The sequence below is a fragment of the Desulfosporomusa polytropa genome (assembly GCF_055380075.1).
Genome location: NZ_AP042400.1, coordinates 565,225 through 590,863, shown reverse-complemented (window position 1 = coordinate 590,863; position 25,639 = coordinate 565,225). Strand labels below are relative to the sequence as shown.

The following is a 25,639-nucleotide window of genomic DNA, read 5'->3' as shown; positions in this document are numbered from 1 at the left end:
CGTTGTCCCTCCTACTCAGCTTATAGACTTACATGCGCTTGGTATTCACCGAACACTTTGCGCATTATGCCACAGATTTCTCCAAGAGTTGCATACGCCTTAACGGCATCAAGAATCAGCGGCATAAGATTAGTACTTTCATCTTTGCAGCCTGCTTCCAATTTTACAAGAGTCGCTTCAACCAACGTATTGTCACGGCGAGCACGCAGCTCTGCCAGTTTCGTCTTCTGCAGTTCACCAACAGAAGCGTCAACCCGCAAGAGTCCCGCAACCGGCTTTTCTTCCACTTGAAACTGATTAACACCAACGATAATCCGTTGTTTGTTTTCCACTTCCATCTGCCATTTATAAGCGCTTTCTTGAATTTCTCGTTGAATATAGCCTTTTTCAATGGCTACAACAGCGCCACCCATCTCATCGATCTTTTCAATATATTCCCAGGTCTCTTTTTCTATTTGATTAGTAAGTGCCTCAATATAGTACGAACCTGCCAAAGGATCAACTATGTCTGCTAAACCGCTTTCGTAAGCCACGATTTGCTGCGTACGGAGCGCGATACGCACCGAATCTTCGGTGGGCAAAGCCAACGCTTCATCCTTGGAATTGGTATGCAGCGATTGGGTACCGCCAAGTACGGCAGCTGCCGTTTGCAGTGCCACACGGACAATATTGTTGTCAGGCTGCTGCGCAGTAAGCATAGAGCCAGCAGTTTGGGTATGCACGCGAAGCATCCAGGACTTAGGATTGGTAGCGCCAAAACGCTCTTTCATTATTTTGGCCCATACGCGACGTGAAGCACGGAATTTAGCAACCTCTTCCAAAACGTTATTATGAGCATTCCAGAAGAAGGACAGGCGACCCGCGAAATCGTCAACATTTAAACCAGCTTTAATGGCAGCGTCAACATAGGCGATACCGTCAGCTATAGTGAAGGCAATCTCCTGCGAAGCAGTAGAACCGGCTTCACGGATGTGGTAGCCCGAAATAGAAATGGTATTCCAGTTCGGGACATGTTGGGAACAGTATTCGAAGATATTAGTAATAAGGCGCATGGAAGGCTTAGGCGGAAAAATGTAAGTCCCGCGGGCCGCATATTCTTTAAGAATATCATTCTGGATAGTGCCCTTAAGTTTATCAGGACTAACACCTTGTTTTTCGGCAACAACGATGTACATCGCAAGCAGTATTGCTGCAGGAGCATTAATGGTCATTGAAGTCGATACTTTCTCGAGATCAATGCTGTCAAATAGTATTTCCATATCTGCCAGAGAGTCAATAGCAACCCCCACTTTACCAACTTCGCCTTCGGCAATAGGGTCATCAGAGTCATAGCCAATCTGCGTTGGCAAATCAAACGCACAAGATAAACCAGTACCACCTGACTCTAATAGATAACGATAGCGTTTGTTAGACTCCTCTGCTGTTGAGAAGCCAGCGTACATACGCATGGTCCAGAAACGACCACGGTACATAGTAGGCTGTACACCACGAGTAAAAGGGTATTGGCCGGGAAAACCAAGATCTTTTTCATAATCAAGACCTTGAACATCAAGTGGAGTATACACCCTGTTTTGAGGCAGGTTTTTGCGTTCTGGAAATTTGGTCAGTGCTTTTTCCACCTTGCCGGTGTACTCAGCCATCTTTTGTTTCAGGCTCTCGGTATTAGCTGTGCACATGTTATAAAATTCCTCCCTTATAAGTATGTATTCCTTAGTGCATCTGAAAGAAGTGCTGCAAAGCCCTTCTTTCTATTGTATTTTCATACTGCCTGTTTCCAGGAAGCGAGTATGCCAGGCAATATTCACCTTGTGAAAAGTTTATACAATGAATACTATAGCCGCTGTTATTGTTAGAAAAAAGACAAAAACTATTCTAACAAGCATTATGTATACAATAAAAAGCACCTTGGATTGATTTTGTATTAACAAAACAAGCCAAGGTGCGCGCTTACTTACGGGTCACACAAAAAACCAAAGGGCTTACGTAAGCTATTATACTTTTAGGTATCAATAATGCTTGTCACCTGTCTGTATGGTATGAACTTATGTTATTACAATATTATATTGCTTTGCAATTATTCTATATAATGTGTTAAATTCCTGCTAATTTTTTCAATAAATATTTTTATTGAAAATTAACTTACCCGTCTTGTCGCGAAAGATAGTAAGAAATACTGCTTAACCCTACCGATAAATCTTCGCTAACAACATGAATATTGGCAGGAACATTTATTTTCATAGGCGCAAAATTCCATATACCTTTAACTCCCGCTTCAACAAGACGTGTTGCCGTATTTTGAGCATACACAGCCGGTACTGTTATGATACCAATCTGGATATCACATTTCTGAATAATTTCTTGCATTTTGTCAATATGATAAATTTCTACCTCATTAATATAACGGCCAATTTTGTCAGAATCAATATCAAATATTGCCTGTATTTGAAATCCTTGCGAAGAAAAATTAGAATAATTAGCCAAAGCCCACCCCATATGGCCAACACCGACGATAGCAATATTCCATTTGCGGTTTAGGCCTAGTATCTCACCAATATTACGCATAAGCTCCCGCACATAATAGCCTACACCTTTCTTACCAAACTCACCAAATGCCGATAAGTCTTTACGTATTTGTTCAGGAGTAACCCCGATCTTTCGGCCCAATTCATCGGAAGATATTATTTCTATACCCTCTTCTTGACTAAGTTTAAGGGTACGATAATATAGTGGCAACCGATCAATCGTTGCTTTAGAAATTACCGCATTCTCTTTACTATCTTTCATTAACAACTCTCCCCAGCAATAGTTCGCGCTCACAAGCAGCTTATATCAACTTTTTGATTACTAGTAGTTAATTCTCACTCTGCGGTAAATTTCCTTCTTAAATATTTCCAAAAAAGCTTTATTTGTTATATCTTTTCACATATTATCATAATTTATAATAAAAAAAAGAAAAAGGGTTGTCTACGAAGACAACCCTTTTCTCTTTTTAACATTTGTCTTGCTTATGATAGTGGGTATGGAGAAGATGATGCGATTTTTCACCCAATGGTTTTCCGAGCCAAGTAGCATACAGTTCTTTAATTGCCGGATTATCATGTGACTTCCGAATCTCAGAAGAACGATCACACTCATAAATTGCATCCATACGTTTTTGGCGTTTTTCAGCTGAAGTAATAATTGGCTGTCCACCGCCACCGGAGCAACCACCTGGGCAGGCCATAATTTCAATAAAATGATAATCTGCTTCGCCAGCACGAATTTTTTCAAGTAATACACGTGCATTGGCTAATGTATGGGCTATAGCAACCTTAGCGGTTAAGCCTTCTTTTAACTGAACCGAGGCTTCTTTAATACCAGTCATACCGCGAACAGCTTGAAACTCGATATTATCAAGTTCCTTACCTGATACCAGTTTAGCCACTGTCCGAAGAGCGGCTTCTGTTACGCCACCAGTAGCGCCAAAGATTACGCCTGCGCCTGAACCAACGCCAAGCGGTGCATCAAATTCAGTCTCCGGTAGATTAGCAAAGGTAATGCCTGCTTCACGGACCATGCGACCTAATTCACGAGTTGTCAAAACAAAGTCAACATCTTGATAGCCACTAGAATTCATTTCAGGACGAGCCGCTTCGGCTTTCTTTGCTGTGCAAGGCATGATCGATACAGAAACGATATCTTTTGGATCAATACCCGCTTTTTCAGCATAATAGGTTTTAGCCAATGCACCAAACATTTGTTGTGGCGACTTGGCAGTTGATAAATGGGCTAACAGGTCAGGGTATTTCAATTCGATGAAATTAACCCAACCTGGGCTGCAGGAGGTAATCATCGGCAAAGTACCACCATTAGTCAAACGTTCAATAAGCTCTGAGCCTTCTTCCCAGATAGTAAGGTCAGCACTGAAGTTGGTATCAAATACCTTATCAAAACCCAGCCGTTTTAGCGCAGCCACCATTTTGCCGGTAACAATCGTGCCATTAGGCAAATCAAGAGCTTCGCCCAAAGCTACGCGAACAGCAGGCGCTGTCTGCACAATTACATGTTTTGTCGGATCGCTGATAGCGGCCCACACTGCCTCGGTATCGTCTTTTTCAACAATAGCGCCTGTCGGACATACGGCAGCACATTGACCACAATAGGTACAGGCAACTTGGTCTAACCCTAAGCTAAAAGCTGGCACAACAGTAGTATCAAACCCCCTGTTTGCAAAGCTATATACATGTACGCCCTGACGTTCGCTGCAAGCACGGATACAGCGTCCACACAAAATACATTTGCTTTGGTCGCGAACTAACGACGGATTTTTATCATCTAGCGGATAGTTTTTCTTTTCGCCCTCAAAGCGAATTTCTCTAACACCAACGTCAGACGCAATATTTTGCAGTTCACAGTTTAAATTACGCTGACAGGATAAGCAGTCAGTCGGATGATTGGCCAGTAACAACTCTACTACGGTCTTACGCGCTTCGCGGACAGCCGCAGTATTAGTACGAACAACCATTCCCTCATTTACCGGATAAACGCAAGATGCAACTAAGCTACGAGCACCTTGAACTTCTACCATACACACCCGGCAAGCCCCTTCTACACGCAACTCAGGATGATAGCATAAAGTCGGGACTTTTATTCCAAGCGAAAGTGCAGCTTCCAAAACAGTCGATGTTTTTGGCACAGCAACTTGCCGGTCATCGATTGTTATATTAACCATTTCCATCGTCATGTCACCCTCTCTTCACCCAATCACTATTGGGATATATTACTGGAAATCTAGTGCCAACTTTAGCCTTTAGCAATTGATTTAAACGGACATTTGCCAAAGCAAGCACCACATTTAATACACTTAGCACTATCAATCTCGTGCTGCGCTTTCTTTTCGCCACTGATTGCCTCAGCCGGACATACCTTTTTGCATAAGCCGCAGCCTTTGCAAGTATCGGTAATAGTGTACTCTAGCAATTTGGTGCAGGCACCTGCCGGACAACGTTTCTCCTTGATATGGGCCTCATATTCATCGCGGAAATACTGCAAGGTAGACAATACAGGATTAGGAGCAGTTTGACCCAAACCACAAAGAGCAGTAGCTTTAATGTTTTTGGCCAGGGATTCTAGCAACTCAATATCACCCTCACGGCCTTCACCTTCGGTAATCCGAGTGAGAATTTCCAACATACGCTTGGTGCCTTCACGACATGGGGTACATTTGCCGCAAGACTCAGATTGCGTAAAGTTCAAGAAAAACTTAGCAACGTCAACCATACAAGTGGTCTCATCCATTACGACCAGACCGCCTGAACCCATCATGGCACCAACTTTAATAAGCGAGTCATAATCTACCGATAAATCAAGCAGACTTTCAGGCAGACAGCCGCCAGATGGACCGCCGATTTGGACTGCTTTGAATTTATTGCCGCCTTGAATGCCGCCGCCAATCTCAAAAATAATTTCACGCATGGTAATACCCATCGGAACTTCCGCCAAACCAGTATTATTAATCCGGCCGGTAAGTGCAAATACCTTCGTACCTTTACTGCGCTCAGTTCCGATGGATGCATACCAATCAGCACCCTTAGTGATAATTTGCGGTACATTAGCAAAAGTTTCAACATTATTGATATTGGTAGGTTTGCCCCATAATCCCGAAATAGCCGGGAATGGTGGACGAGGACGTGGCATACCGCGTTTACCTTCAATGGAAGCCAACAGCGCCGTTTCTTCACCACATACAAAGGCACCAGCGCCTTCTTTGATTTTTAATTTAAAGTTGAAGCCTGAGCCTAGGATATTTTCACCTAATAGACCCAATTCTTCAGCTTGCTTAATAGCTATTTTCAGTCGTTTGATAGCCAGCGGATACTCGGCACGAACATAGACGTAGCCTTCATCGGCGCCAATTGCGTAGCCACAGATAGCCATACCTTCAATTATACGATGAGGATCACCTTCAAGTACGCTACGATCCATGAATGCACCAGGATCACCCTCGTCAGCATTACAAACAACATATTTTTTCGTGCCAGGTGCACCAGCGGTAAAGCCCCATTTCATACCTGTTGGGAAACCGCCGCCCCCCCGACCACGCAGACCAGCCTTTTTAACTTCATCGATCACGTCTTGCGATTTCATTTCTGTCAACGCTTTACCTAAGGCTTCATAACCACCCTCAGTTATATATTCGTTGATCTCTTCTGGATTAATATGACCGCAGTTAGCCAACACATAGCGCATCTGCTTTTTATAGAATGCAATATCGCTGTAACTTGGAATTTTTTCGTGAGAAATAGGCTCTTTATATAATAACCGCTCAACAATACGACCTTTGTAAAGATGGGTTTCAACCAATTCAGCCACATCGGCTTCCTGAACACGAACATAGAAGGTACCTTCAGGATAAATGATGACCAGCGGGCCCATTTCACAGAAGCCATGACAGCCGGTTTCAATAATTTTTACTTCTTTATCTAAACCCTTTTTGGCCAGTTCTTCCTGAAATGCGGCTTCTACTTTTTTTGAGCCTGAAGACACGCAACCGGTACCGGCACAAATGAGCACATGCGCTCTGATATGTTCCATACTATCCCCTCCTGTTACTTTACAAAAAAATTATTCAACTATTTTACCGATAGCAAGCTCGGCAATAATCCGTCCGTTAACTACATGTTCGGCAATAATTTTTGGCACATCGGCCGGTGTAACTCTGCCATAAGTTATCCGCGGTTCACCAGGGCGCACAACGTCAAGAAGCACCTCTTTTTCACACATGCCAATACAGCCTGTTTGGCAGACTTTAACATCTTCTAGTTTACGCTTGGCAACCTCTTCTAATACAGCAGTCATAACTTGCCTGGCGCCTGCAGCAATACCACAAGTACCCATTCCAACAATTATCTGCGTGCCACCATCATGGCGCAGGTTGTTCTTGGTCTTAAGCTGTTCCCGCAGACGTTTCAAATCTTCAATTGTTTTCATCGTTAGCACCTCCGTACAAATTGGCTATATTATCTGACAAGTACCCATGCAACCAGATTAATACGTCTGGCTGCGTTAATGATATCCCATCTAAAATATCGGCTATCTCGCGAGAAGAAATTGAGATACTTTTGTCATCAACCGTATGATTATAAGAAAATTCCAGTACCGGATTTCCAACAAGTATACTCTTAATTGTTTCCACTAAATTTCCCATTGGTGGCCTATCAAAGTGGCTATGTTGGTACATAGCTTCAATCACTGTACCCTGCCCTGGTGTTGAATCAATCTTTAAATACCCACCACAACGTTTAGTAGACATATCCATTAGCGGCAATCCCAATCCTATCCGCCGGGTAGTTCTGGTGGTTATAAAAGGATCAATTACCAACTGCCGCATTTTTTTATTCATACCCCGACCATTGTCATACACTCTAATAACCATACTATCCTTAACTATAGTCTCAATAATTTCTAATTTAACTGCTGTCGCCCCAGCTTCGATTGAGTTTTGAACTAAGTCAAGTATATGAAGCGATATTTCGCGCATAGGCTAAATGCTAGGCGTATTGGGCCAATAAATCGGGAATTACTTCAGGAGTCAGGCGACCATGGGTATCATCATTGACCATCATTACCGGAGCCAAACCACAAGCACCAATACAAGCCACTGTTTCCAATGTAAACTTAAGATCAGGAGTGGTGCCACCAGCTTTAACCTGCAGACTATCTTCCAGTGCAGCAAGAATAGCTTTAGCGCCGCGCACATGGCAAGCAGTGCCTTGGCAAACACGGATAATATTTTTACCACGAGGATTGAGATGGAATTGCGAGTAGAAGGTTACTACACCGTAAATCTGGCTAACCGGAATTGCCATTTTTTCAGCAATCGCCTGAATAACTTCTCTAGGCAGGTAACCATAAGCATGTTGTGCGTCCTGCAGCACCGGGATAAGAGCGCCTTTTACACCCTGGTATTTGGCAAGAATTGCATCCAATTGATCAAGAGCCAGCTTGCCTACTTCACCGCCGCCACAGCAGCAGCATTTAGTTTCGTTGTCGCTGTTCATTTTAACTCCTCCTTATGAAAAAAATCACATTTGTTCTACTAAAACTACTATTAAACAGTGGCTAAACCACCACCACCTTTCGCAAGTTTTGAGCTAATAATGCCTGATGGATTTCCCCTAACGTCGGTTGCTCAATATAGAAGACAGTCTTAGGGCCATGAATAAAATCATCCATTACATGGGCATCCGAGGCTGTTATTATAGGCAAGCATCCAATAGTAGGAATACGCTGTGACGCCTGCTCTACACTCATATTTCTTGATACTTCCACCGCCGCCAATTCAACATCAGGTGGAATAAAACCAAGTTGTGAAATAATACTGTAAGTTGGCCTGTCTATATGGCTGGCAATACAAATTCCACCAAGTTTTTTTACTTGTGCTGTGATTTCTGCAATACCAACAGTCAATGATGCTAGCAACATTTCCGTTTTCTCAGCAACAAAATTATCGTCAGCATCAACAATAAATTGAGCACCAAACCTTTCAGCATCATTGAGGCGTCCTGACCTATGCTGCTGAACAAATTGTTCCCAGACTTTGAGTTGCCGCATTTTTTCAAATAAAACAATCAGATGGACTTCTTCTTTGCTTTCAACTTCCATCCCCGGTATTATGGTGACAGTAGTACCTTTTGCCGCTTCTAAGGCGGCAACAACATTATCACAGGCATTATGGTCGGTAATGGCAACTATATCAATTTCATGCTGCACGGCGTGCCAAACAATATTACTTGGCGTCATTTCAATTTCAGCACAAGGCGACAACAACGAGTGCACATGAAGATCGGCCACAAACCGTCGCATCATTCCCCCGTAATGCCAAGCTGATATAAGCGTCCAACTACTTCATAAGCAGAAAGCGTTGTAGTCAGCATAACTATTTCTTCTGTTTCGGCCTTACGTACAGCCTCTGGATCTGGTTCCACACCGCCGGCAATAACAATAGCAGTCAGGCCAGCCAGTAATGCTACAGCCACAATATTCTGGTGCCCCTGCATCGTAACCCATATATTACCGGCATTTGCTTGACCCATGACATTACTCAGAAGATCTGACGCATACCCACCACTAACCAACTTATCGAGGTTAGACTGGCCTGATATTACTTTTAGAGATAAGGCTTTCACTATTTCTTGAATAGTCACAAATACTCCTCCCCATACTGTTACTGAACCTATTCTTCCTTTTCTTTATCAAGCGGTGGCGGTAATTTGGCAGCCAAATTAACCATTTCGTAAGCCAAATCCCGCACCTTGTTACGCAAAAGAAATACGCAGTCAGTCAGACTAGCCCGTCCCTGAGCAATGTCTTCAGCCAACGCCTTACAATTGGGAGAACCGCACGAGCCACAATCAAGGCCTGGCAAGCTTTTTAACGTTGCATCCATTATCTCGATTTTAGACATTGCCTTAGAAATATCGGCATCAAGACGCATTGCCGGTTTAGGCTCAATAGCCCGCCGCCCAGCTATTCCGAGTTCAAATTCAGAGTAATCTGAACGCGGTAGTATGCCGAGCTTAGGATCCTGTATTTTTTTCTTTTCAATTCGCTGTTTCATGCAGTGTTCTGCTACGTAGTGGTTTTCTACTGTCAGTGCACCACCGATACAGCCGCCATCACATGCCAATACCTCAATATAGTCAACATCTTTGAGTTTACCTAAGGCAACTTGCTCCAGTACATTTGTAGCGTGATTAATATCATGTACTATTAAGATGTTATCAACACCAATAGCTGATGTCTCACCACCTGGTACCGCCCAGCCGACACCTACCCAAGAAGCTTGTCGGCGAGCATCTTGAACATCAGCAGTCACGACTTTAAATAACTCATGATAAATTTTATTAATAGCAATAGCGCCACTAATACTAGATTTTTCAGTGCCAAGCGGCTGATATACTGCCGTCATCTTGGCTGGACAGGGCGTAATAAACCATACACCAATATCTTTTGGATCAAGACCACGCAGCCGTTCAGCCTCAGCTCGCGCCAACCGGGCTGCCACCTCAACCGGAGCATCAAAAGGTACTATATGGTTAATAATTTCAGGAAATTTAACTTGAATAAGCCTGACAATGGCCGGACAAGCCGAAGAAATGGCGGGGCGAGGAACATCAGTACGCTTAAGGTAATCCCGAATTGCCAATGAAATAATTTCTGCTCCGTGAGCTACTTCAAACACTTCGTCAAAACCAAGTTTTAATAAACCAGACAAAATAGCTCTAACCGGAATATCAGCCTTAAACTGACCATAGAGTGCTGGTGCTGGTAATGCAATATTATGTTTGTATTTTTTTAGATCAGCAATTTCATCAGTCACGGCTGTTTTAGCGTGACTCGGGCAGTGCCGAATACACTCACCACAATCGATACAACGGGAGGATGTTATGCAGGCTTTACCGCCACGAATGCGTATTGCTTCCGTCGGACAGCGCTTCGTACAATTTACACATCCTTGGCATCGCTCCGGCATCAACCTCACAGAATGAAAACGTTCTTCCACCACTTTCACCACTCAATCCATTCAATATCTTACCTTTATTTTAGTGGTAAATAACCATTCTAAGCTTTGTTCCCACATTCTTTTCACTTTTAATATCAAACTTATCTGTACATCGTGCCATATTAGGCAACCCCATACCGGCACCAAAACCCATTTCACGAATATGGTCGGGAGCCGTCGAAAACCCTTCTTGCATCGCAAGCCCAATATCAGCAATTCCCGGACCTTCATCTTCCACGACCAATTCGGTACGATCAGAATGAATCCCCGCTTTGATCACACCGCGAGATGCATGAATAATCACATTCATCTCAGCCTCATAGGCACTTATGGCGATTCTTCTTATAATATCAGGGCGTACTCCGAGTTGCTGCAAGGTACGCTTGATTTTGCTCGAAGCTTCCCCTGCGCCGTTAAAATCTGCAGATTCTAATACAAATTCTAATTCAATTCCGGATTCTGCCGACAAAAGTGTTCCTCCTTTAGCGAACAACCCGCCAGACCATCTCGGTATAACAAACCACAAGCTTCATACATTTGTTTCTTAGTTGACAGCAAAGGAATTTCCATGTTCTTTGCCATTTCAACAACCTCCGGCCCTGGCCGTTTACCGCGTACAAACAATATAGCAACTAAGTCACTCATTTCAGCGGTACGAATGACTTGAATGTTTGTCAGACCTGTTAACAACAGCCCTTGTTCTTTAGTAAAGGCCAAAACATCACTCATTAGGTCTGCGCCACAAGCGCTTTTAACTTCTCTGTCAAGCCATTCTCTTCCGCAAAGTACCTCAGCATCCAGCATAATTCTTACTTGTGCCAGTTTCAATACGGCACCTCCATGAGCCAAAATTAACGCTTGTTCGAAATTTCACTAAATTCCGCATAAAAAAGTAAGGGACTACTCCCCCCTACTAGTATAATTTACTGAATATCACTAATAATTGTGTATATTCGCGTTATGTCTTATAAATCCTGCTGCTAGTTGTAAAATAATTAGGTTTTTTCCCAAAAAAATACATGGCAATTCTATACAGCAGGAATGACACGCTTATGAACACAACTATCTTCTTGCTTACTGCAACAAGTGCTCAATGTTATTAGTGGTAGCGGCAGTTTCCTTGCCATACGGCAATAATTACCGCATTCAGAAGCCAAAACAACATCGACAGTTGCACATTAAACATAATATAGTCAGTAAATCCATTAACAGCCAGACCTAAAACGGCAGACATGATGCCAAGCATAAGCCCTGCTACCCAACGGTTATTAGTCTGTCGCAAAATATCTATAGCTTTCTTAGTATGTCCATAAATAACAGCTAAAAAAACAAGTAGCCCCGGTATCCCAATTTCTGCCGCAATGTGTAAATACATATTATGAGCGTGAACGATCCGGGCAGCTGGGTTATTTAGAAAAAAATCATATTCAGGATACACCAGCCAGTAGGCTCCCCAACCAATCCCAAACAGTGGATTATCCAAAATCATGGCAATCGTGCTTTCCCACAAGGCTATTCGCAGTGTTGAGGAAGTATCTGTAGGATTAAAAATAGACATTATACGTTCCATTACTGCATCATGACAAAAAAACGCGACCACCGGGATTATTACAAACAACCACAACACTTTGCGATTATAGAATCGCCCGCAAATAGCTGCAACTACCACTATGCTCAACCATGCACCACGCGAATAAGTAAGTACCAGACATATTCCTAGTACAGTAACCAGCATAAACATCAATATTTTATCGGCAATTCTTTCGTCATATAAGCCCTGACCAACAGCTAAAGACATAACCACCACTAAAAAACCGGCTAGCAAATTCGGATTTTGCAAAGTGGAAAAAATCCGGACTTTAAGGTCAGGAAACTGTTCACCATCCACCCACTGAAAATTCGATATATCCACACCATGTACATATTGATAAAACCCATAACAAGCTACCAATAGGGCCGAAACCATCACCGACCATACTAGTCGCTGCACTTGTGGCAGCGAATTTATATTATTAATAACAAGATAATAAAGTAATATATATCGGCCCATAAGATGATAATAATTATAAAAACTAAAGCCCCTGTCTGGGGAAACAGCAATAGAAGCAGCTGACAAAATAACCAAAAGAGCAATAAGCTCATCAAATGGTGTCCGTTTTAACAGCAGTTGCTTTGCTGCCGTCATCTTAACTGTCCATAAAACGGTTCCCACACCGAGAAATAAAGTAGAGACATCCAGCGACATTGGCAAAAAAAAGGCTACAGCCAAAATACAATGTTCTATGAGATAATCAAGACGATATTGGGTTTGACTGTTAAACGAATATGCAATATACACACTTTCACCTACGGTTCAAAAAATTCCCGGTTCTACTACAGTTTCTCTTAGTATGGCATTTTTAAGAATATGCTTTTTTAATATAGTAAAAACAATACTGGCGCTTGCATTATGCTCCAAGCGCCAGTATTTATTATATACAATTATAATTAATTTGTCTACTTATTAAAGATAATATAGCGTGCTTCACCGATTAAGTATAACGAACCTGCGACACAAACAATTCCATCAGAGCCTGCCAGTTGCTTGGCACGCTCAATACCACCTTCAATTGTGCTCGCGGCCTCTACATGACGCGCCTCTATTTCCCGGGCAATTTCTTCCGGAGTTGCTGCCCGGTAGGAAAGTGGCTGAACAGTAACAACTGTGTCGGTTGTGCGAATAAGCGCACGAATAATTCCTGCTACATCTTTGTCGCGGAGAATACCTAACGCAAAGGTTATTTCTCGTCCTGGAAACACCAGATCAAGGTTTTGCCGCAACACTCTGGCCCCATCCGGGTTATGCGCACCATCAATAATAATAACCGGACTGCCGGGAACAATCTCAAACCGTCCTGGCCAGCGTACCGTATTAAGGGCACTCTTAATTGTCTGCAAAGTAATTCGTGGTTCCTTGGTTCCTAGAAGCAGTGCAGTCGCAACAGCAACTGATCCATTCTCCACTTGGTGACAACCAATAATATTTAGGGCAATTTCAGCTTGACCTAAATCACCAGCATCAACAAACATTTGCTGCTTTCCATTGGCTAACCCTTGAAATTCACTGGAAAACTGCTCGTCTTTTACATAGACTTTAGCACCTTTATCCGCTGCCGTCTGCTTAATAATATCAAGTGGCTCACCTTTTGCAGCCGTTACCACTGGTACGCCATCTTTAATTATACCAGCCTTATGACGGGCAACATCAGCAATTGTAGAACCGCAACGATCCGTGTGTTCCAGTGTAACATTGGTAATTACCGAAATTTCCGGAATAATAACATTCGTAGAATCCAGAAGCCCGCCCAGTCCAACTTCAATAACAGCATACTCTACACCTACGGCAGCAAAATAGTAGAAGGCGGCCGCAGTAATTACTTCAAATTCTGTGGGTTGCTCAAAACCTTCTGCTAACATCTGTTCCACAAATTTATTGGTGTAAGTAATTGCCTGAGCAAATTCATCTCTGGTTATTTCCTGTCCATTGACAACCATCCGTTCTGGATAGTCATGAAGATGGGGCGAAGTATACATGCCGTTTTTGACACCGCTGGCAGTCAAGATAGCTGACAACATCGCTGTTGTTGAACCCTTGCCATTTGTGCCGGTAACATGAATGGATTTAAACCGCCGTTCCGGATGCTGCATAAGCTCTAACAGGCGTTCAATGCGAGCCATTCCAAGGTTAATACCAAATTTACTCAAATTTTCAAGGTATGCTAACGTTTGATCATAATTCATCTGTTGCACCTCCATTTTTTAGGCATCGACTAATTATAGCTGAGCCAAATAGGCCAAGCGTTCTTTAATAGCCGTTTGCTTTTCTACGAATTCGGTTTGTTTGGCTTTTTCCTTTTCAATGACATCAGCAGGAGCCTTGGCCGTAAAGCCAGGGTTACCCAGTTTGCCGCTAATACGTGATAGTTCTTTGTCCAGATTGCTGATTTCTTTGTTCAGCCGAGCTGTTTCTTTCTCGACATCGATAAGTCCTTTGAGTGGCAAATAAATTTCGACACCATTAACCACCGCTGTCATCGCATTTTCTGGATTGGCATCACTAGCAGCAAGGATAGTGATTGGCTCAGCAGCTGCTAATGTTTTAATATAGCTAGTATTGGCCTCCATCTTAGCTTTGAACTCACCAGAAGCCATTTTCAAAATTACTTGGCTCTTTTTACCAGGGTGTACGTTGACTTCAGCCCGCATATTACGAATTGACTTAATTGTCTCCATAAGAACGCCCATTAGTTGTTCGTCTTCATGGTTAGTAAGTTCCTGGTCTTCAGCCGGCCAGCCAGCTGTCATTATGCTAATTCCCTGGTGTGGCAGACTCTGCCAAATAGCTTCGGTAATAAACGGCATAAATGGATGCAATAGCTTTAACGTATTGCTCAGAACATAACTTAACAGGTATTGCGCCACTTTGCGGCTCTCGGCATCTTCTTTGTTATAAAGGCGGCCTTTAGCCAATTCAATATACCAATCACAGAACTCATCCCAGATAAATTCATAAACCATGCGGGCGGCTTCCCCTAGTTCAAAACGCTCAAGATTGCGCGTTACATCAGCCACAGTGGCATTATAGCGGCTCAAAATCCAGCGGTCCGCAAGTGTAAACGTCTTAGCATCAGGCACAAACTCCGGATCAAACCCTTCCAGATTCATCAATACAAAGCGTGAGGCATTCCAGATTTTGTTGGCAAAGTTACGGCTGGACTCGACACGTTCCCAATAAAAGCGCATGTCATTACCAGGAGTGTTACCAGTTATCAACATAAATCGTAGTGTATCTGCACCGTATTTATCAATTACCTCTAGCGGGTCAATGCCATTACCTAGTGACTTACTCATCTTCCGTCCCTGGTTATCGCGCACCAAGCCATGAATAAACACATGCTTAAAGGGAATATTCTCTTGAAACTTCAGCCCCATCATGATCATTCTGGCTACCCAGAAGAAAATAATGTCATAGCCGGTTACTAGTACACTTGTGGGGTAAAATTGTTTAAGTTCAGCCGTATCCTTAGGCCAACCCATGGTGGAAAACGGCCATAACCCGGAACTAAACCAAGTATCAAGCACATCAGGGTCTTGTTCAACCTTCCCGCCGCACTTAGGGCAAACTGTAATATCTTCCCGGGATACAGTAACCTCGCCACATTCACAATACCAAGCCGGGATGCGATGCCCCCACCAGATTTGACGGGAAATGCACCAATCCCGAATGTTTTCCAGCCAATTAGTATAGATTTTGGTAAACCGCTCAGGCACAAATTCAATTTGGCCTGAAGTTACAGCCTCAATAGCTGGTTTAGCTAGTGGCTCCATTTTAACAAACCACTGCTTAGAAACTAATGGTTCCACTACTGTGCTGCAACGCTGACAATGACCAACAGCATGACTGTGTTCATCAATTTTCACAAGATATCCTTGGTCTTTCAAGTCATTTACCAAAGCCTTGCGACATTCATAGCGATCCATACCCGCATACTTACCGGTATTGGCTGCCATTGTACCATCAGGATTTATAACAACTATTTCCTCTAACTTATGTCTAAGCCCCATATCAAAGTCATTCGGGTCGTGAGCGGGAGTAACTTTTACCGCTCCGGTTCCAAACGAAGGATCAACATATTCATCAGTAAAAAGTGGCAGACGGCGGCCAATAAGGGGCAGGATTAAATACTTGCCAACAAGGTGTTTGTAACGTCCATCTTCAGGATGAACCGCTACACCACTATCACCTAAGATTGTCTCAGGACGTGTGGTTGCTACCGTAACATACTCCCCATCAGTACCTTCCACTAAGTACCGGACATGGTAGAGATGACCTGGCGTTTCTTCATGCTCAACTTCAATATCACTTAAGGCAGTGTTGCAACGCGGACACCAGTTGGTAATACGATGTCCCTGATAGATAAGGCCCTGTTCATACAGGCTGACAAAGACCTCGCGTACAGCCTTAGAGCAACCCTCATCCATCGTAAAGCGCTCCCGTTCCCAGTCACAGGAAGCACCTAAGCGCTTGAGCTGATTAATTATCCGACTACCATACTGCCCTTTCCACTCCCATACCCGGTCAATAAAAGGTTCACGCCCTAGATCATAGCGGGTCTTTCCCTCTTGGGCCAGCACTTCCTCAACTTTGATCTGTGTAGCAATCCCGGCGTGGTCGGAACCTGGCATCCACAAAGTATTATAGCCCTGCTGGCGTTTAAAACGAATAAGAATATCCTGCAAGGTGTTATCCAGAGCATGCCCCATATGGAGTTGCCCTGTCACATTAGGCGGCGGTATTACAATGCTAAAAGCTTGCTTTTCAGGGTCTACCTCAGCATGAAATAAACTATTATCTTCCCAGAATTTGTACCACTTAGCTTCTACCGTCTGTGGGTCATACACAGTTGAGATATTGTTAGTCTGCTCTTGTTCCATAGTGCCTCCTTGAATAAATATAAAAAAGCTCTTTCGTCCTCCAAGGACGAAAGAGCTTTTGTTTCTTCCGTGGTACCACCTTTATTTCTGGCATAAATTACTACCAGACACTCCCTATGCCTTTACGTGGCACAAACCCGGCTGCATCTACTTAATGGTTCAATACAGCAGCTCCCGGATGACCTGCAGCTTGCGTACTGAGAAACCTTGCAGCCAAGGGTTTCCTCTCTGAACAGTCGCGTTAGCGTACTCTTCCATTCATCGCTATTCATCATATACAATTGACTTTATTATACCTATCCTGCTGGACAGTGTCAAGTTCGGGCATTTCATTTTGTGATTTTTCAGCCTTACTTAAATCATCTATAGTATTCTCATTTAAAAAATAACAATCTATCAATCAAATCAGCTCCATATCAGATAAATATTTTGCTTAATTATAATAAATGGTTATAATAATATCAATATTTTGTATACTCCGGCTTTTCATGACTCGCCTTCCAAAAATAATTCAGTGAAACTATTCACTAATTCCTTTTATTTACAGCTCGCAAGCTGTCCTGCTCGTTTGAGTATAATATTCTTGCCATTCAGAATAATGAATTAGCACTTACAGCGATCAGTTTCTACAATATATATAATGAGAGGTATTAGCCACTACTTAGTTACCCTTAACCCCTCTATTCTATTCTAAAAAAGGAGGAAAGCCAAAGGCAACGTCGAACTATTATTGTAAGGAGGAATGGATGTTAGCTTTAGGCTAATGTGAGTATCTTATGCGACGGAAAAACAGAAACAAACTAAGCCTAACTACCTGCCACAAAACCTATAATCGAAGTGTAAACAAACAAGTTTATTGTCCTTATACTGAAAAATCACTATATTTTAGCAGAACAAAATTCACCCCCTATTCAGTCTGCACATAAAATTTTTAATAATCCATAAGTCGTTTTAAGTTTCCTTTCGATATTATCTATACTACCACAAGGAGTGTGAACACAGTTAATGATCAAACTAACTATTGACGGGCAAGTCATCGAGACCGCCGCAGGAAGTACGCTCTTAGAAGCCGCCCAACAAGCAGGAGTAACAATCCCTACGTTATGCCATCTCGCTGATTTAACCCCCGAAGGAGCCTGCCGTGTCTGTGTCGTGGAAGTAGAAGGTGCCCGCGGACTCGTTACCGCCTGCACTTACCCAGCTTCTGAAGGGTTGGTTGTACGCACCAACTCTGCAGTTATCCGGGAAGCACGCAAAAGCGTCGTGGAACTCATTTTGGCTAACCACCCGCAGGATTGTTTATCTTGTCAGCGCAACCTGGATTGTGAGTTGCAGTCGCTGGCAAACCAACTCGGTATCCGCGAGATTCGCTTCAATGGCGATCGCCGCCAATTTGCCGTAGACGACAGCAACCCCTTTATTATTCGGGATAATAACAAATGTATTCTTTGCGGACGTTGTGTCCGAGTTTGCCGGGAAGTGCAATGCTGCGATACCCTTGAATGGACAAACAGAGGATTTGATACCAAAGTAGCACCTGCTTTTGACGAGCCCCTGATCGATTCGTCCAGTTGTTTATTTTGCGGAACCTGTGTATCGGCTTGCCCAGTAGGCGCTTTGACCGAAAAGCCTATGCACTATGCTGGTTTGCCTGATAAAAAAGTCAAAACAACCTGCCCCTTCTGCGGTGTAGGCTGCAACTTCGATCTAAATGTAAAAGACGATAAGGTCATTGGTGTTACCTCTAATCTAACCAGTCCAGTTAACGGCCGTTTAACCTGCGTTAAAGGACGTTTTGGTACTGACTATATTCACAGCCCTGAGCGTCTTACCACACCGTTGATTAAGAAAAACGGTGAATTTGTTGAGGCAAGCTGGGACGAGGCTTATGATCTAATTGCCAGCAAATTTGGCGAAATAAAAACCACCTATGGCGGCGACGCTATTGCGGCACTCAGTTCTGCCAGGTGCGTCAATGAAGATAATTACCTAATGCAAAAATTTATGCGCGCAGCGATCGGCACCAACAATGTTGATCATTGCGCACGTACTTGACACGCTCCCACTGTGGCCGGTCTGGCCACTTCATTCGGCTCTGGAGCAATGACCAACTCTATAAACGAAATTCCCCAAAGTAAAGTTCTGTTTGTAATTGGGGCTAACCCAACTGAAGCCCATCCTGTCATCGGTGCAAAAATGCGGCAAGCCCTCCGCAACGGTGCTACACTCGTAGTAGCTGATCCGCGAAAAACCGAATTGGCTGGCAAAGCCCATGTTTGGCTGCGCTTAAAACCGGGCACTGACATTGCGTTAATCAACGGCCTTATGCGCATCATTATTAAGTCCGGCTGGCATGATAAAACCTTTATTGAATCCTGCACCAGCGGGTATGAGCAGGTTGCTGAAACAGTAGAAAAATATACCCCGGAATATGTAGAAAACATCACCGGCGTACCAAAACATTTACTGTTTGAAGCAGCTAAAATCTATGGTACTGCTGAAGCAGCACAGATTTTTTATACATTGGGAATCACTGAACACGTATGCGGCACAGATAATGTTATGAGTTTAGCCAATCTTACCTTACTGACTGGTAACATCGGCAAACCAAATGCTGGTCTGAACCCAATGCGTGGACAAAACAACGTGCAGGGTGCCTGTGATATGGGTGCTTTACCTAATGTTTATCCAGGCTATCAAAAAGTCGATTTCCCAATGGTTCAAGAAAAATTTGAAAAGGCATGGAACGTAAAACTATCAAACAAAGTAGGACTCATGATTCCAGATATGTTCGATAAAGCCATTAGTGGTGAACTCAAAGCCCTGTATGTTATGGGCGAAGATCCAGTGCTAACTGACGGCGACGCCAATCATGTACGCAAAGGACTCAAGCATCTTGATTTCCTTGTTGTGCAAAATCTGTTCCTAACCGAAACGGCCAAATTAGCTGATGTTGTTTTACCAGGAGCATCCTTTGCTGAAAAGGATGGCACCTTTACTAATACAGAACGCCGCATTCAACTGGTTCGGCAAGCCATCAATCCCATCGGCAACAGCCGCCCAGACTGGCGTATTTTGATGGATTTATCCAATCGCATGGGTTACCCGATGTCATATAGTCATCCAAGTGAGATTATGGATGAAATGGCCTCACTCAGCCCAATCTATGGCGGCGTTACATTTGACCGCCTTGAAGCAAGCGGCCTACAATGGCCAGTTCCGGATAAAAACCATCCCGGTACTCAATATCTGCATGACAAAGGCAAGTTCACCTGTGGAATTGCCAGGTTCATAGCCATTGACCACCAAGCTCCTGGCGAAGAGCCGGATACCGAGTATCCGTTCTTGCTTAGTACAGGCCGTATTCTCTATCACTACAACATAACTACCCCAGGCTACTCAAAAACGCTGACAGACTTCCGTTCTGAGGAGCAAGCTATGATACATCCTGATGATGCCAAACGGCTAGGTATCCAAAATCAAGAAATCATTAGTGTGTCCTCACGGCGCGGCAAAGTTCAAACCAAAGCATGGATTACAGACCGTGTACAGCCGGGAGTTATCTGGATGTCCTTCCATTATCTCGCAACCCCGACCAATGAACTTACCAGTGGAAACTTAGACAAAACAACCAAGACCTATGAATATAAGGTATGTGGGGTTAAAATCGAAAAGCTTTAATTAGTAGCTAAAAAAATAAAAAATCAGTGGCACTCTGCAGAGTGCCACTGATTTTTTCAACTTATAAAAGCCGAATTATAACAAGCTTCTATGCATTCCTTACAGCATTTGTACGTTTATCCTTAATACTAGCTTCGATAGTTTCCGGCAACAGTACCGACAATGCTTTTGTCGGACACTTTTTAACACATTGTGGCCCGTCAGCAACTTCAGCACACAAATCACATTTGTAAGCTGTTTTTTGACAAGCGCCTTCGCCTTCGCGTGTTAAATAAACAGCACCTATTGGGCAGGCCATCAAACAGTTTTTGCAACCAACACATTTTTCAGCAAGCACATAAATGGCCTGACCACGGTGCACAATGGCTTTTTCCGGGCAAGCCTCCGCACAAGGGGCATCTTCACATTGACGGCACTGTACTGGCACACTGATATCCTCAGTTTTTACAACAGACAGCCGGGGCAAAAATGGTACACTCTTAATTTCCTCAGTACCTAATTGTTTTTTTGTATGGGCTAACACACAAGCAAGTTCACAAGTACGACAGCCGATGCATAAATCGGGGTCTCCGATAACAAAAGCAGTATCAAGCATACTTTTAGCCCCTCCTCACATAATGGGTGTGCAGTAATTCATGCGATTTGTGACCAAGTGGTTTGCCCAAAAAGTCTTTGTACAGCTTAGCAACTTCGGGATTGTCATGCGACTTTCTTAACGGCAATTCCTCATCATGCTTATACATTGAATCCCTGCGGCTGGTATAGACCGCTTTGCGTTCATTTTCCAAAAGAACTTTTGGCTGACCGCCGCCACTGATGCAGCCTTGCGGACAAGCCATAACTTCGACAAAATGGAAATCAGCAGTACCATTTTTCACTTCTTCTAGAATAGGCGCTGCATTGGCAAGGCCGGCTACTACTACTGTTTTAATCGCCAAATCGCCAACTTGAATGGTTGCGCGTTTTACGCCTTCGCTATACCGTACATCCAGTATATTGATATCGTCAAGCGCCTTACCAGTAATCAATTCATAGCCTGTCCGGAGTGCGGCTTCCATAACTCCGCCTGTAACCCCAAAAATATGTCCGGCACCAGTATAAGCTCCTAATACGGAATCCGGCTGGCTTGGTTCAAGATTTTTAAAATCAATGCCAGCGTATTTGATTAGATTAGCCAATTCTCTTGTTGTCAAAACAATATCCACGTCTTGGCTGCCACTTGACTTCATTTCCGGACGAGCAGCTTCAAATTTTTTGGCCGTACAGGGCATAACAGATACACTGACTATTTTCTTGGGATCGACCTTCTCTACCTGTGCGCCATAGGTCTTGAACAAGGCGCCTGCCATCTGCTGTGGAGATTTACATGTTGATAGATTTGCTTGCAAATCAAAGTACTCTTGCTCAACATATTTAACCCACGCCGGGCAACAGGAAGTAAACATGGGCAATGTACCATTTTCCTGTATCCGTTTAATTAACTCGCTGCCTTCCTCCATAATTGTTAGGTCAGCAGTAAAGTTGGTATCATATACTTTGTCAAAGCCAAGTTTTCTAAGAGCAGTAATCATTTTACCGGCAACTAATTCGCCTGACTCCATACCAAAGTCTTCAGCCAGCCCAACCCGGACAGCTGGTGCACATTGAACCATGGTCACTACATCAGGATTGTTGATTGCTTGCCAGACCTGCTGTGCATGCCCCATATTATGGGCGGCAAATAACGGTTCCTTTACACTCGCTAATAAACCGCGCTCCTGCATCTTGGTTTCACGTGGTTTACTAGTATCTGACTTGTATTCCTGGTATGCGCTGCACATCTGCACACACTGCCCGCAGAAACAACATTTATCATAATTAATATCTACTGGCATTCCTTCTGGCCCACCAATAGCTCCAACAGGACAAACATCGGTACACCGGTGACATCCGGTACATAATTCCTGATCAATCTCAATTGTATATTGCATAATACTCACCTCCTATTTTTTAAACATGCCGGCAATCGTAGCGACAGCTTTTTTATTTTTTTCTTTTTTTTCCTTATGAGGTTCCACCAAGCGTAATGCTTGTTGCGGACAAGTTTCAACACAGATAGGACCTTTTTCCCGGGTATAGCATAAGTCACATTTATTGCCATACAATACGGGCTTGCCTAAATTTTCCTGGATAACCTCTTTACCCTTAACAAAACGTGGCACAAGTTCTACTGCCCCAAACGGACAGGCCACCAGACAATCTTTACAGCCTTTGCACTTTTCCGTCTGAATGAGTACTTTATCGCCTTCAAAGTAAATCGCTTTTTCAAGACAAGCCTGCGCGCAGGGAGCATCTTCACAATGGTGACACTGCACTGGCATAGTCACCTCTTCCACGCGGGTAACAAACAATTTAGGGAACACAGGGGTATCAATGTTGCCTGCCGTAATACCCTCGACATTATGGGATACATGGCAAGCGACTTCACAGGCTTTACAGCCAATACATTTTTCCCCGTCTCCAACAACAAACGGGCTCAACTTTTCCATAGTTACCTCCCTTTCAAGAAGTTTAACTTCTTGCATTATTTTATGTTTGACACTTCAGCACCCATTTTACGTTTCATATTGTCATATAGTGTAACAAGCTGTTGCTCGGCTTGCGACTGATCCTCAATTGCCTCCAGTTTTACTGCACAATATTTATACTCAGGCGTTTTAGAAATTGGATCAAGGTTATCAATAGTAAGTTCATTACAAGCGCCAATCCACCATTGATAGGTCATGTACACAGCTCCCGCTTTTACCCGGTCACTAACCTTAGCACGGGACATTACAGAACCACGCCGCGAAGTAACTCGCATCAGCTCTTCATCTTCAATTCCCAGGCGTGCAGCATCCTCTTCGCTAATCTGAACATAGCCAGGTTCGTCGGCTAGTTTGGACAATCCCCAACAATTGCCAGTCATTGTCCGGGACGAGTAATGGCCAACTTCACGCACAGTGCAAAGCACTGTCGGATATTCTTCATCAGGCACTTCTGCTGGCGCTCGCCATTCAGTGGCAAAGAAAATTCCCTTCTTGCTGGCTGTTTGAAATACATTCCCTTTGAATAAATAGTCCGTACCTGTGTCTTCCTTCGTACGGCAAGGCCATAGCACACTACCCTGGCGCTCCATTTTCTCATAAGTTGCGCCAGCGTAACTTGGACATAAGCTAATTAATTCGTTCCAGATTTCTTCGGTGTCTTTATAGGTCAGTTCATAGCCAAATCGCTTAGCTAATTCACCAATAATAGCCCAATCGTCCTTAACATCACCTTTGGCATCAACTGCTTTCCTGAAGCGTTGAAACCGACGGTCAGCCCCGCTGAATACCCCGCCATGCTCACCCCAGGAAGTGGCCGGCAGTATGACATCGGCAAAGTGTGCTGTTTTGTTCATGAAAATGTCCTGGAATACCACAAATTCTAAATCAGTAAGCGCTTTTCTCAAACCAGCAGAATCAGGATCGCTTTGCGCCGGATCTTCACCAATAATATAGAAGGCTTTCAGTTTACCTGCAGCAACCGCATGGGGAACCTCAGTAATGGTAAAACCAACTTTATCTGGCAACTGGTCTACACCCCAGGCCTTAGCAAATTTTTTGCGGTTAGCCGCATCAGTGACTGCCTGATAGCCAGGGTAGACATTAGGTAATGCACCCATATCGCAGGCTCCCTGCACATTATTTTGACCACGCACCGGCCCTACCCCAGAACTTGGCTTGCCAATTTGTCCTGTCAAAAGACATAGCGAACCAAGACCTTTTACAACATCAACTGCCTGACCAAATTGGGTGACACCCATCCCCCACAAGATAAAGGAGTTCTTAGAATGAGTGTATATTTTCATTGCCTCTTCTACTAATTTGGGGTCAATACCAGTAATAGACTGAGCATATTCCGGCGTATAGTGCTCTACCGTTTTATGATAGTCGGCAAAACCCTCTGTAAAGTTAGCAATAAATTTGTCATTTTGCCAGCCCTTAGCCAAAATAAGATTAGCAAAGCTATTGACCAAGGCCATATTCGAACCATTTTTTAGTTGGAGCCATAAATCCGAAATACGCGCAGCCTCAGTTCTCCGGGGATCTACAACAATCAGCTTTGCACCTTTTTGTTTGGCACGCACAATTCGTTTGGCCACCAGAGGATGCGCATCGGCTGCATTATAGCCAAAAATTAACAAGCAATCCGCGTTTTCAATCTCAGGTATTGAGTTTGACATCGCCCCGCTGCCAAAAATTGTTGTCAAGCCGGCAACAGAGGGTCCATGGCACACCCGCGCGCAGTGGTCAACATTATTCGTCCCGATAACTGCCCGCATGAATTTCTGCATGACATAGTTGGTTTCGTTACCTGTCCCTCGGGCTGATCCAGTACCCATAATCGAATCAGGACCATATTTCTCTTTAATGGCTTTAAGCCTGTCAGCTACATAATCCAAGGCTTCGTCCCATTCAACTTCATGTAAAGATTCATTACGGTTATAGCGGAGCATAGGTTTAGTAAGACGTTTACTCAAGATTTTCGTATCATTTAAAAAATCCCAACCATAGTAACCTTTCAAACATAATTCGCCTTCATTGATTGGCCCATTTGCCGGTTCAGCCCCAACAACCCTGTTGTTTTCAACACAAAGGTACAGTTGGCAGCCTGACCCACAATAGGGACATACTGTTAATACTTTTTCCAACTCACTTCTCCCCCTTTATAATGCACTTGTAATTTATATAAAGCGCTGGGAGAATTATTTAGTGAAATAAGCAAACACGATGCTACCATGTACGAGAAGTGCCCACCTATTAGTTCACCATAAGAGCACTTCTAATCATTTTAGAAAGGCTAATTTCCTTGCAAGTCCATACTATGACCGTGCGGTTCAGTTAAAGCAGCATACACCATCTTACTATAATAACCCAG

General features: G+C 43.6%; 20 protein-coding genes and 1 other annotated feature. Of the genes, 1 reads left to right on the top strand and 19 read right to left on the bottom strand.

The features are described from left to right. Positions 1-20: 20 nt before the first annotated feature. The 15 genes from ACZ449_RS04335 to ACZ449_RS04265 form a co-directional block, all read right to left on the bottom strand. Positions 21-1,640: an acyl-CoA mutase large subunit family protein gene (locus tag ACZ449_RS04335; protein WP_464261806.1), complete on the bottom strand. Its 1,620-nt coding sequence runs from the start codon at positions 1,638-1,640 to the stop codon at positions 21-23. Positions 1,641-2,139: 499 nt separating this feature from the next. Beyond that, positions 2,140-2,784, bottom strand: a complete 645-nt coding sequence (locus ACZ449_RS04330; RefSeq protein WP_464259838.1) for a redox-sensing transcriptional repressor Rex — start codon at positions 2,782-2,784, stop codon at positions 2,140-2,142. Positions 2,785-2,989: 205 nt separating this feature from the next. After that, the gene (locus tag ACZ449_RS04325; protein WP_464259837.1) at positions 2,990-4,717 is read right to left on the bottom strand and encodes an NADH-dependent [FeFe] hydrogenase, group A6; all 1,728 of its coding nucleotides are present in this window, start codon (positions 4,715-4,717) and stop codon (positions 2,990-2,992) included. Positions 4,718-4,782: 65 nt separating this feature from the next. Next, a complete protein-coding gene (nuoF, locus tag ACZ449_RS04320) occupies positions 4,783-6,573 on the bottom strand; it encodes an NADH-quinone oxidoreductase subunit NuoF (protein WP_464259836.1) in 1,791 nt (596 codons plus the stop codon). 30 nt (positions 6,574-6,603) lie between these two features. After that, the gene (locus ACZ449_RS04315; RefSeq protein WP_464259835.1) at positions 6,604-6,969 is read right to left on the bottom strand and encodes a (2Fe-2S) ferredoxin domain-containing protein; all 366 of its coding nucleotides are present in this window, start codon (positions 6,967-6,969) and stop codon (positions 6,604-6,606) included. Beyond that, the gene (locus ACZ449_RS04310; RefSeq protein ID WP_464259834.1) at positions 6,956-7,519 is read right to left on the bottom strand and encodes an ATP-binding protein; all 564 of its coding nucleotides are present in this window, start codon (positions 7,517-7,519) and stop codon (positions 6,956-6,958) included. Before ACZ449_RS04310 ends, ACZ449_RS04315 begins: the two co-directional genes overlap by 14 nt. Positions 7,520-7,529: 10 nt before the next feature. Further along, entirely contained in the window at positions 7,530-8,039 is a 510-nt protein-coding gene (nuoE, locus tag ACZ449_RS04305) for an NADH-quinone oxidoreductase subunit NuoE (RefSeq protein ID WP_464259833.1), read from the bottom strand. Between the two features lie 61 nt (positions 8,040-8,100). Beyond that, a complete protein-coding gene (locus ACZ449_RS04300) occupies positions 8,101-8,847 on the bottom strand; it encodes a PHP domain-containing protein (RefSeq protein WP_464259832.1) in 747 nt (248 codons plus the stop codon). Further along, the gene (locus ACZ449_RS04295) at positions 8,844-9,185 is read right to left on the bottom strand and encodes a DRTGG domain-containing protein (RefSeq protein ID WP_464259831.1); all 342 of its coding nucleotides are present in this window, start codon (positions 9,183-9,185) and stop codon (positions 8,844-8,846) included. Before ACZ449_RS04295 ends, ACZ449_RS04300 begins: the two co-directional genes overlap by 4 nt. A gap of 29 nt (positions 9,186-9,214) precedes the next feature. Beyond that, a complete protein-coding gene (locus ACZ449_RS04290; RefSeq protein ID WP_464259830.1) occupies positions 9,215-10,543 on the bottom strand; it encodes a [Fe-Fe] hydrogenase large subunit C-terminal domain-containing protein in 1,329 nt (442 codons plus the stop codon). A gap of 40 nt (positions 10,544-10,583) precedes the next feature. Further along, positions 10,584-11,012, bottom strand: a complete 429-nt coding sequence (locus ACZ449_RS04285; protein WP_464259829.1) for an ATP-binding protein — start codon at positions 11,010-11,012, stop codon at positions 10,584-10,586. Further along, the gene (locus tag ACZ449_RS04280; RefSeq protein ID WP_464259828.1) at positions 10,985-11,371 is read right to left on the bottom strand and encodes a DRTGG domain-containing protein; all 387 of its coding nucleotides are present in this window, start codon (positions 11,369-11,371) and stop codon (positions 10,985-10,987) included. Before ACZ449_RS04280 ends, ACZ449_RS04285 begins: the two co-directional genes overlap by 28 nt. A gap of 271 nt (positions 11,372-11,642) precedes the next feature. Beyond that, positions 11,643-12,881 carry an O-antigen ligase family protein gene (locus ACZ449_RS04275; RefSeq protein ID WP_464259827.1) on the bottom strand — a complete coding sequence of 413 codons (1,239 nt, stop codon included), beginning with the start codon at positions 12,879-12,881 and terminating at the stop codon, positions 11,643-11,645. A gap of 158 nt (positions 12,882-13,039) precedes the next feature. After that, complete coding sequence (locus ACZ449_RS04270; RefSeq protein ID WP_464259826.1) at positions 13,040-14,323, bottom strand: bifunctional folylpolyglutamate synthase/dihydrofolate synthase; 1,284 nt, start codon at positions 14,321-14,323, stop codon at positions 13,040-13,042. 33 nt (positions 14,324-14,356) lie between these two features. Further along, positions 14,357-17,017: a valine--tRNA ligase gene (locus tag ACZ449_RS04265; protein ID WP_464259825.1), complete on the bottom strand. Its 2,661-nt coding sequence runs from the start codon at positions 17,015-17,017 to the stop codon at positions 14,357-14,359. A gap of 39 nt (positions 17,018-17,056) precedes the next feature. Next, positions 17,057-17,288 (bottom strand) — a binding site (T-box leader). A gap of 734 nt (positions 17,289-18,022) precedes the next feature. Here ACZ449_RS04265 and fdhF (ACZ449_RS04260) point away from each other — a divergent pair. Next, positions 18,023-20,698, top strand: a complete 2,676-nt coding sequence (gene fdhF, locus ACZ449_RS04260; protein WP_464259824.1) for a formate dehydrogenase subunit alpha — start codon at positions 18,023-18,025, stop codon at positions 20,696-20,698. A gap of 88 nt (positions 20,699-20,786) precedes the next feature. Here fdhF (ACZ449_RS04260) and ACZ449_RS04255 read toward each other — a convergent pair whose 3' ends face one another. Genes ACZ449_RS04255 through fdhF (ACZ449_RS04240) form a run of 4 tightly spaced genes read right to left on the bottom strand, consistent with a single transcriptional unit; the run spans position 20,787 to position 25,412 of the window. Further along, positions 20,787-21,293 carry a 4Fe-4S dicluster domain-containing protein gene (locus ACZ449_RS04255; RefSeq protein ID WP_464259823.1) on the bottom strand — a complete coding sequence of 169 codons (507 nt, stop codon included), beginning with the start codon at positions 21,291-21,293 and terminating at the stop codon, positions 20,787-20,789. Between the two features lie 4 nt (positions 21,294-21,297). Further along, positions 21,298-22,668: a [FeFe] hydrogenase, group A gene (locus ACZ449_RS04250; RefSeq protein ID WP_464259822.1), complete on the bottom strand. Its 1,371-nt coding sequence runs from the start codon at positions 22,666-22,668 to the stop codon at positions 21,298-21,300. Between the two features lie 12 nt (positions 22,669-22,680). Next, a complete protein-coding gene (locus ACZ449_RS04245) occupies positions 22,681-23,226 on the bottom strand; it encodes a 4Fe-4S dicluster domain-containing protein (RefSeq protein ID WP_464259821.1) in 546 nt (181 codons plus the stop codon). Positions 23,227-23,261: 35 nt separating this feature from the next. Then, positions 23,262-25,412 (bottom strand): formate dehydrogenase subunit alpha, encoded by a 2,151-nt coding sequence (fdhF, locus tag ACZ449_RS04240; RefSeq protein WP_464259820.1) that lies wholly within the window; start codon positions 25,410-25,412, stop codon positions 23,262-23,264. Positions 25,413-25,639 lie beyond the last annotated feature (227 nt).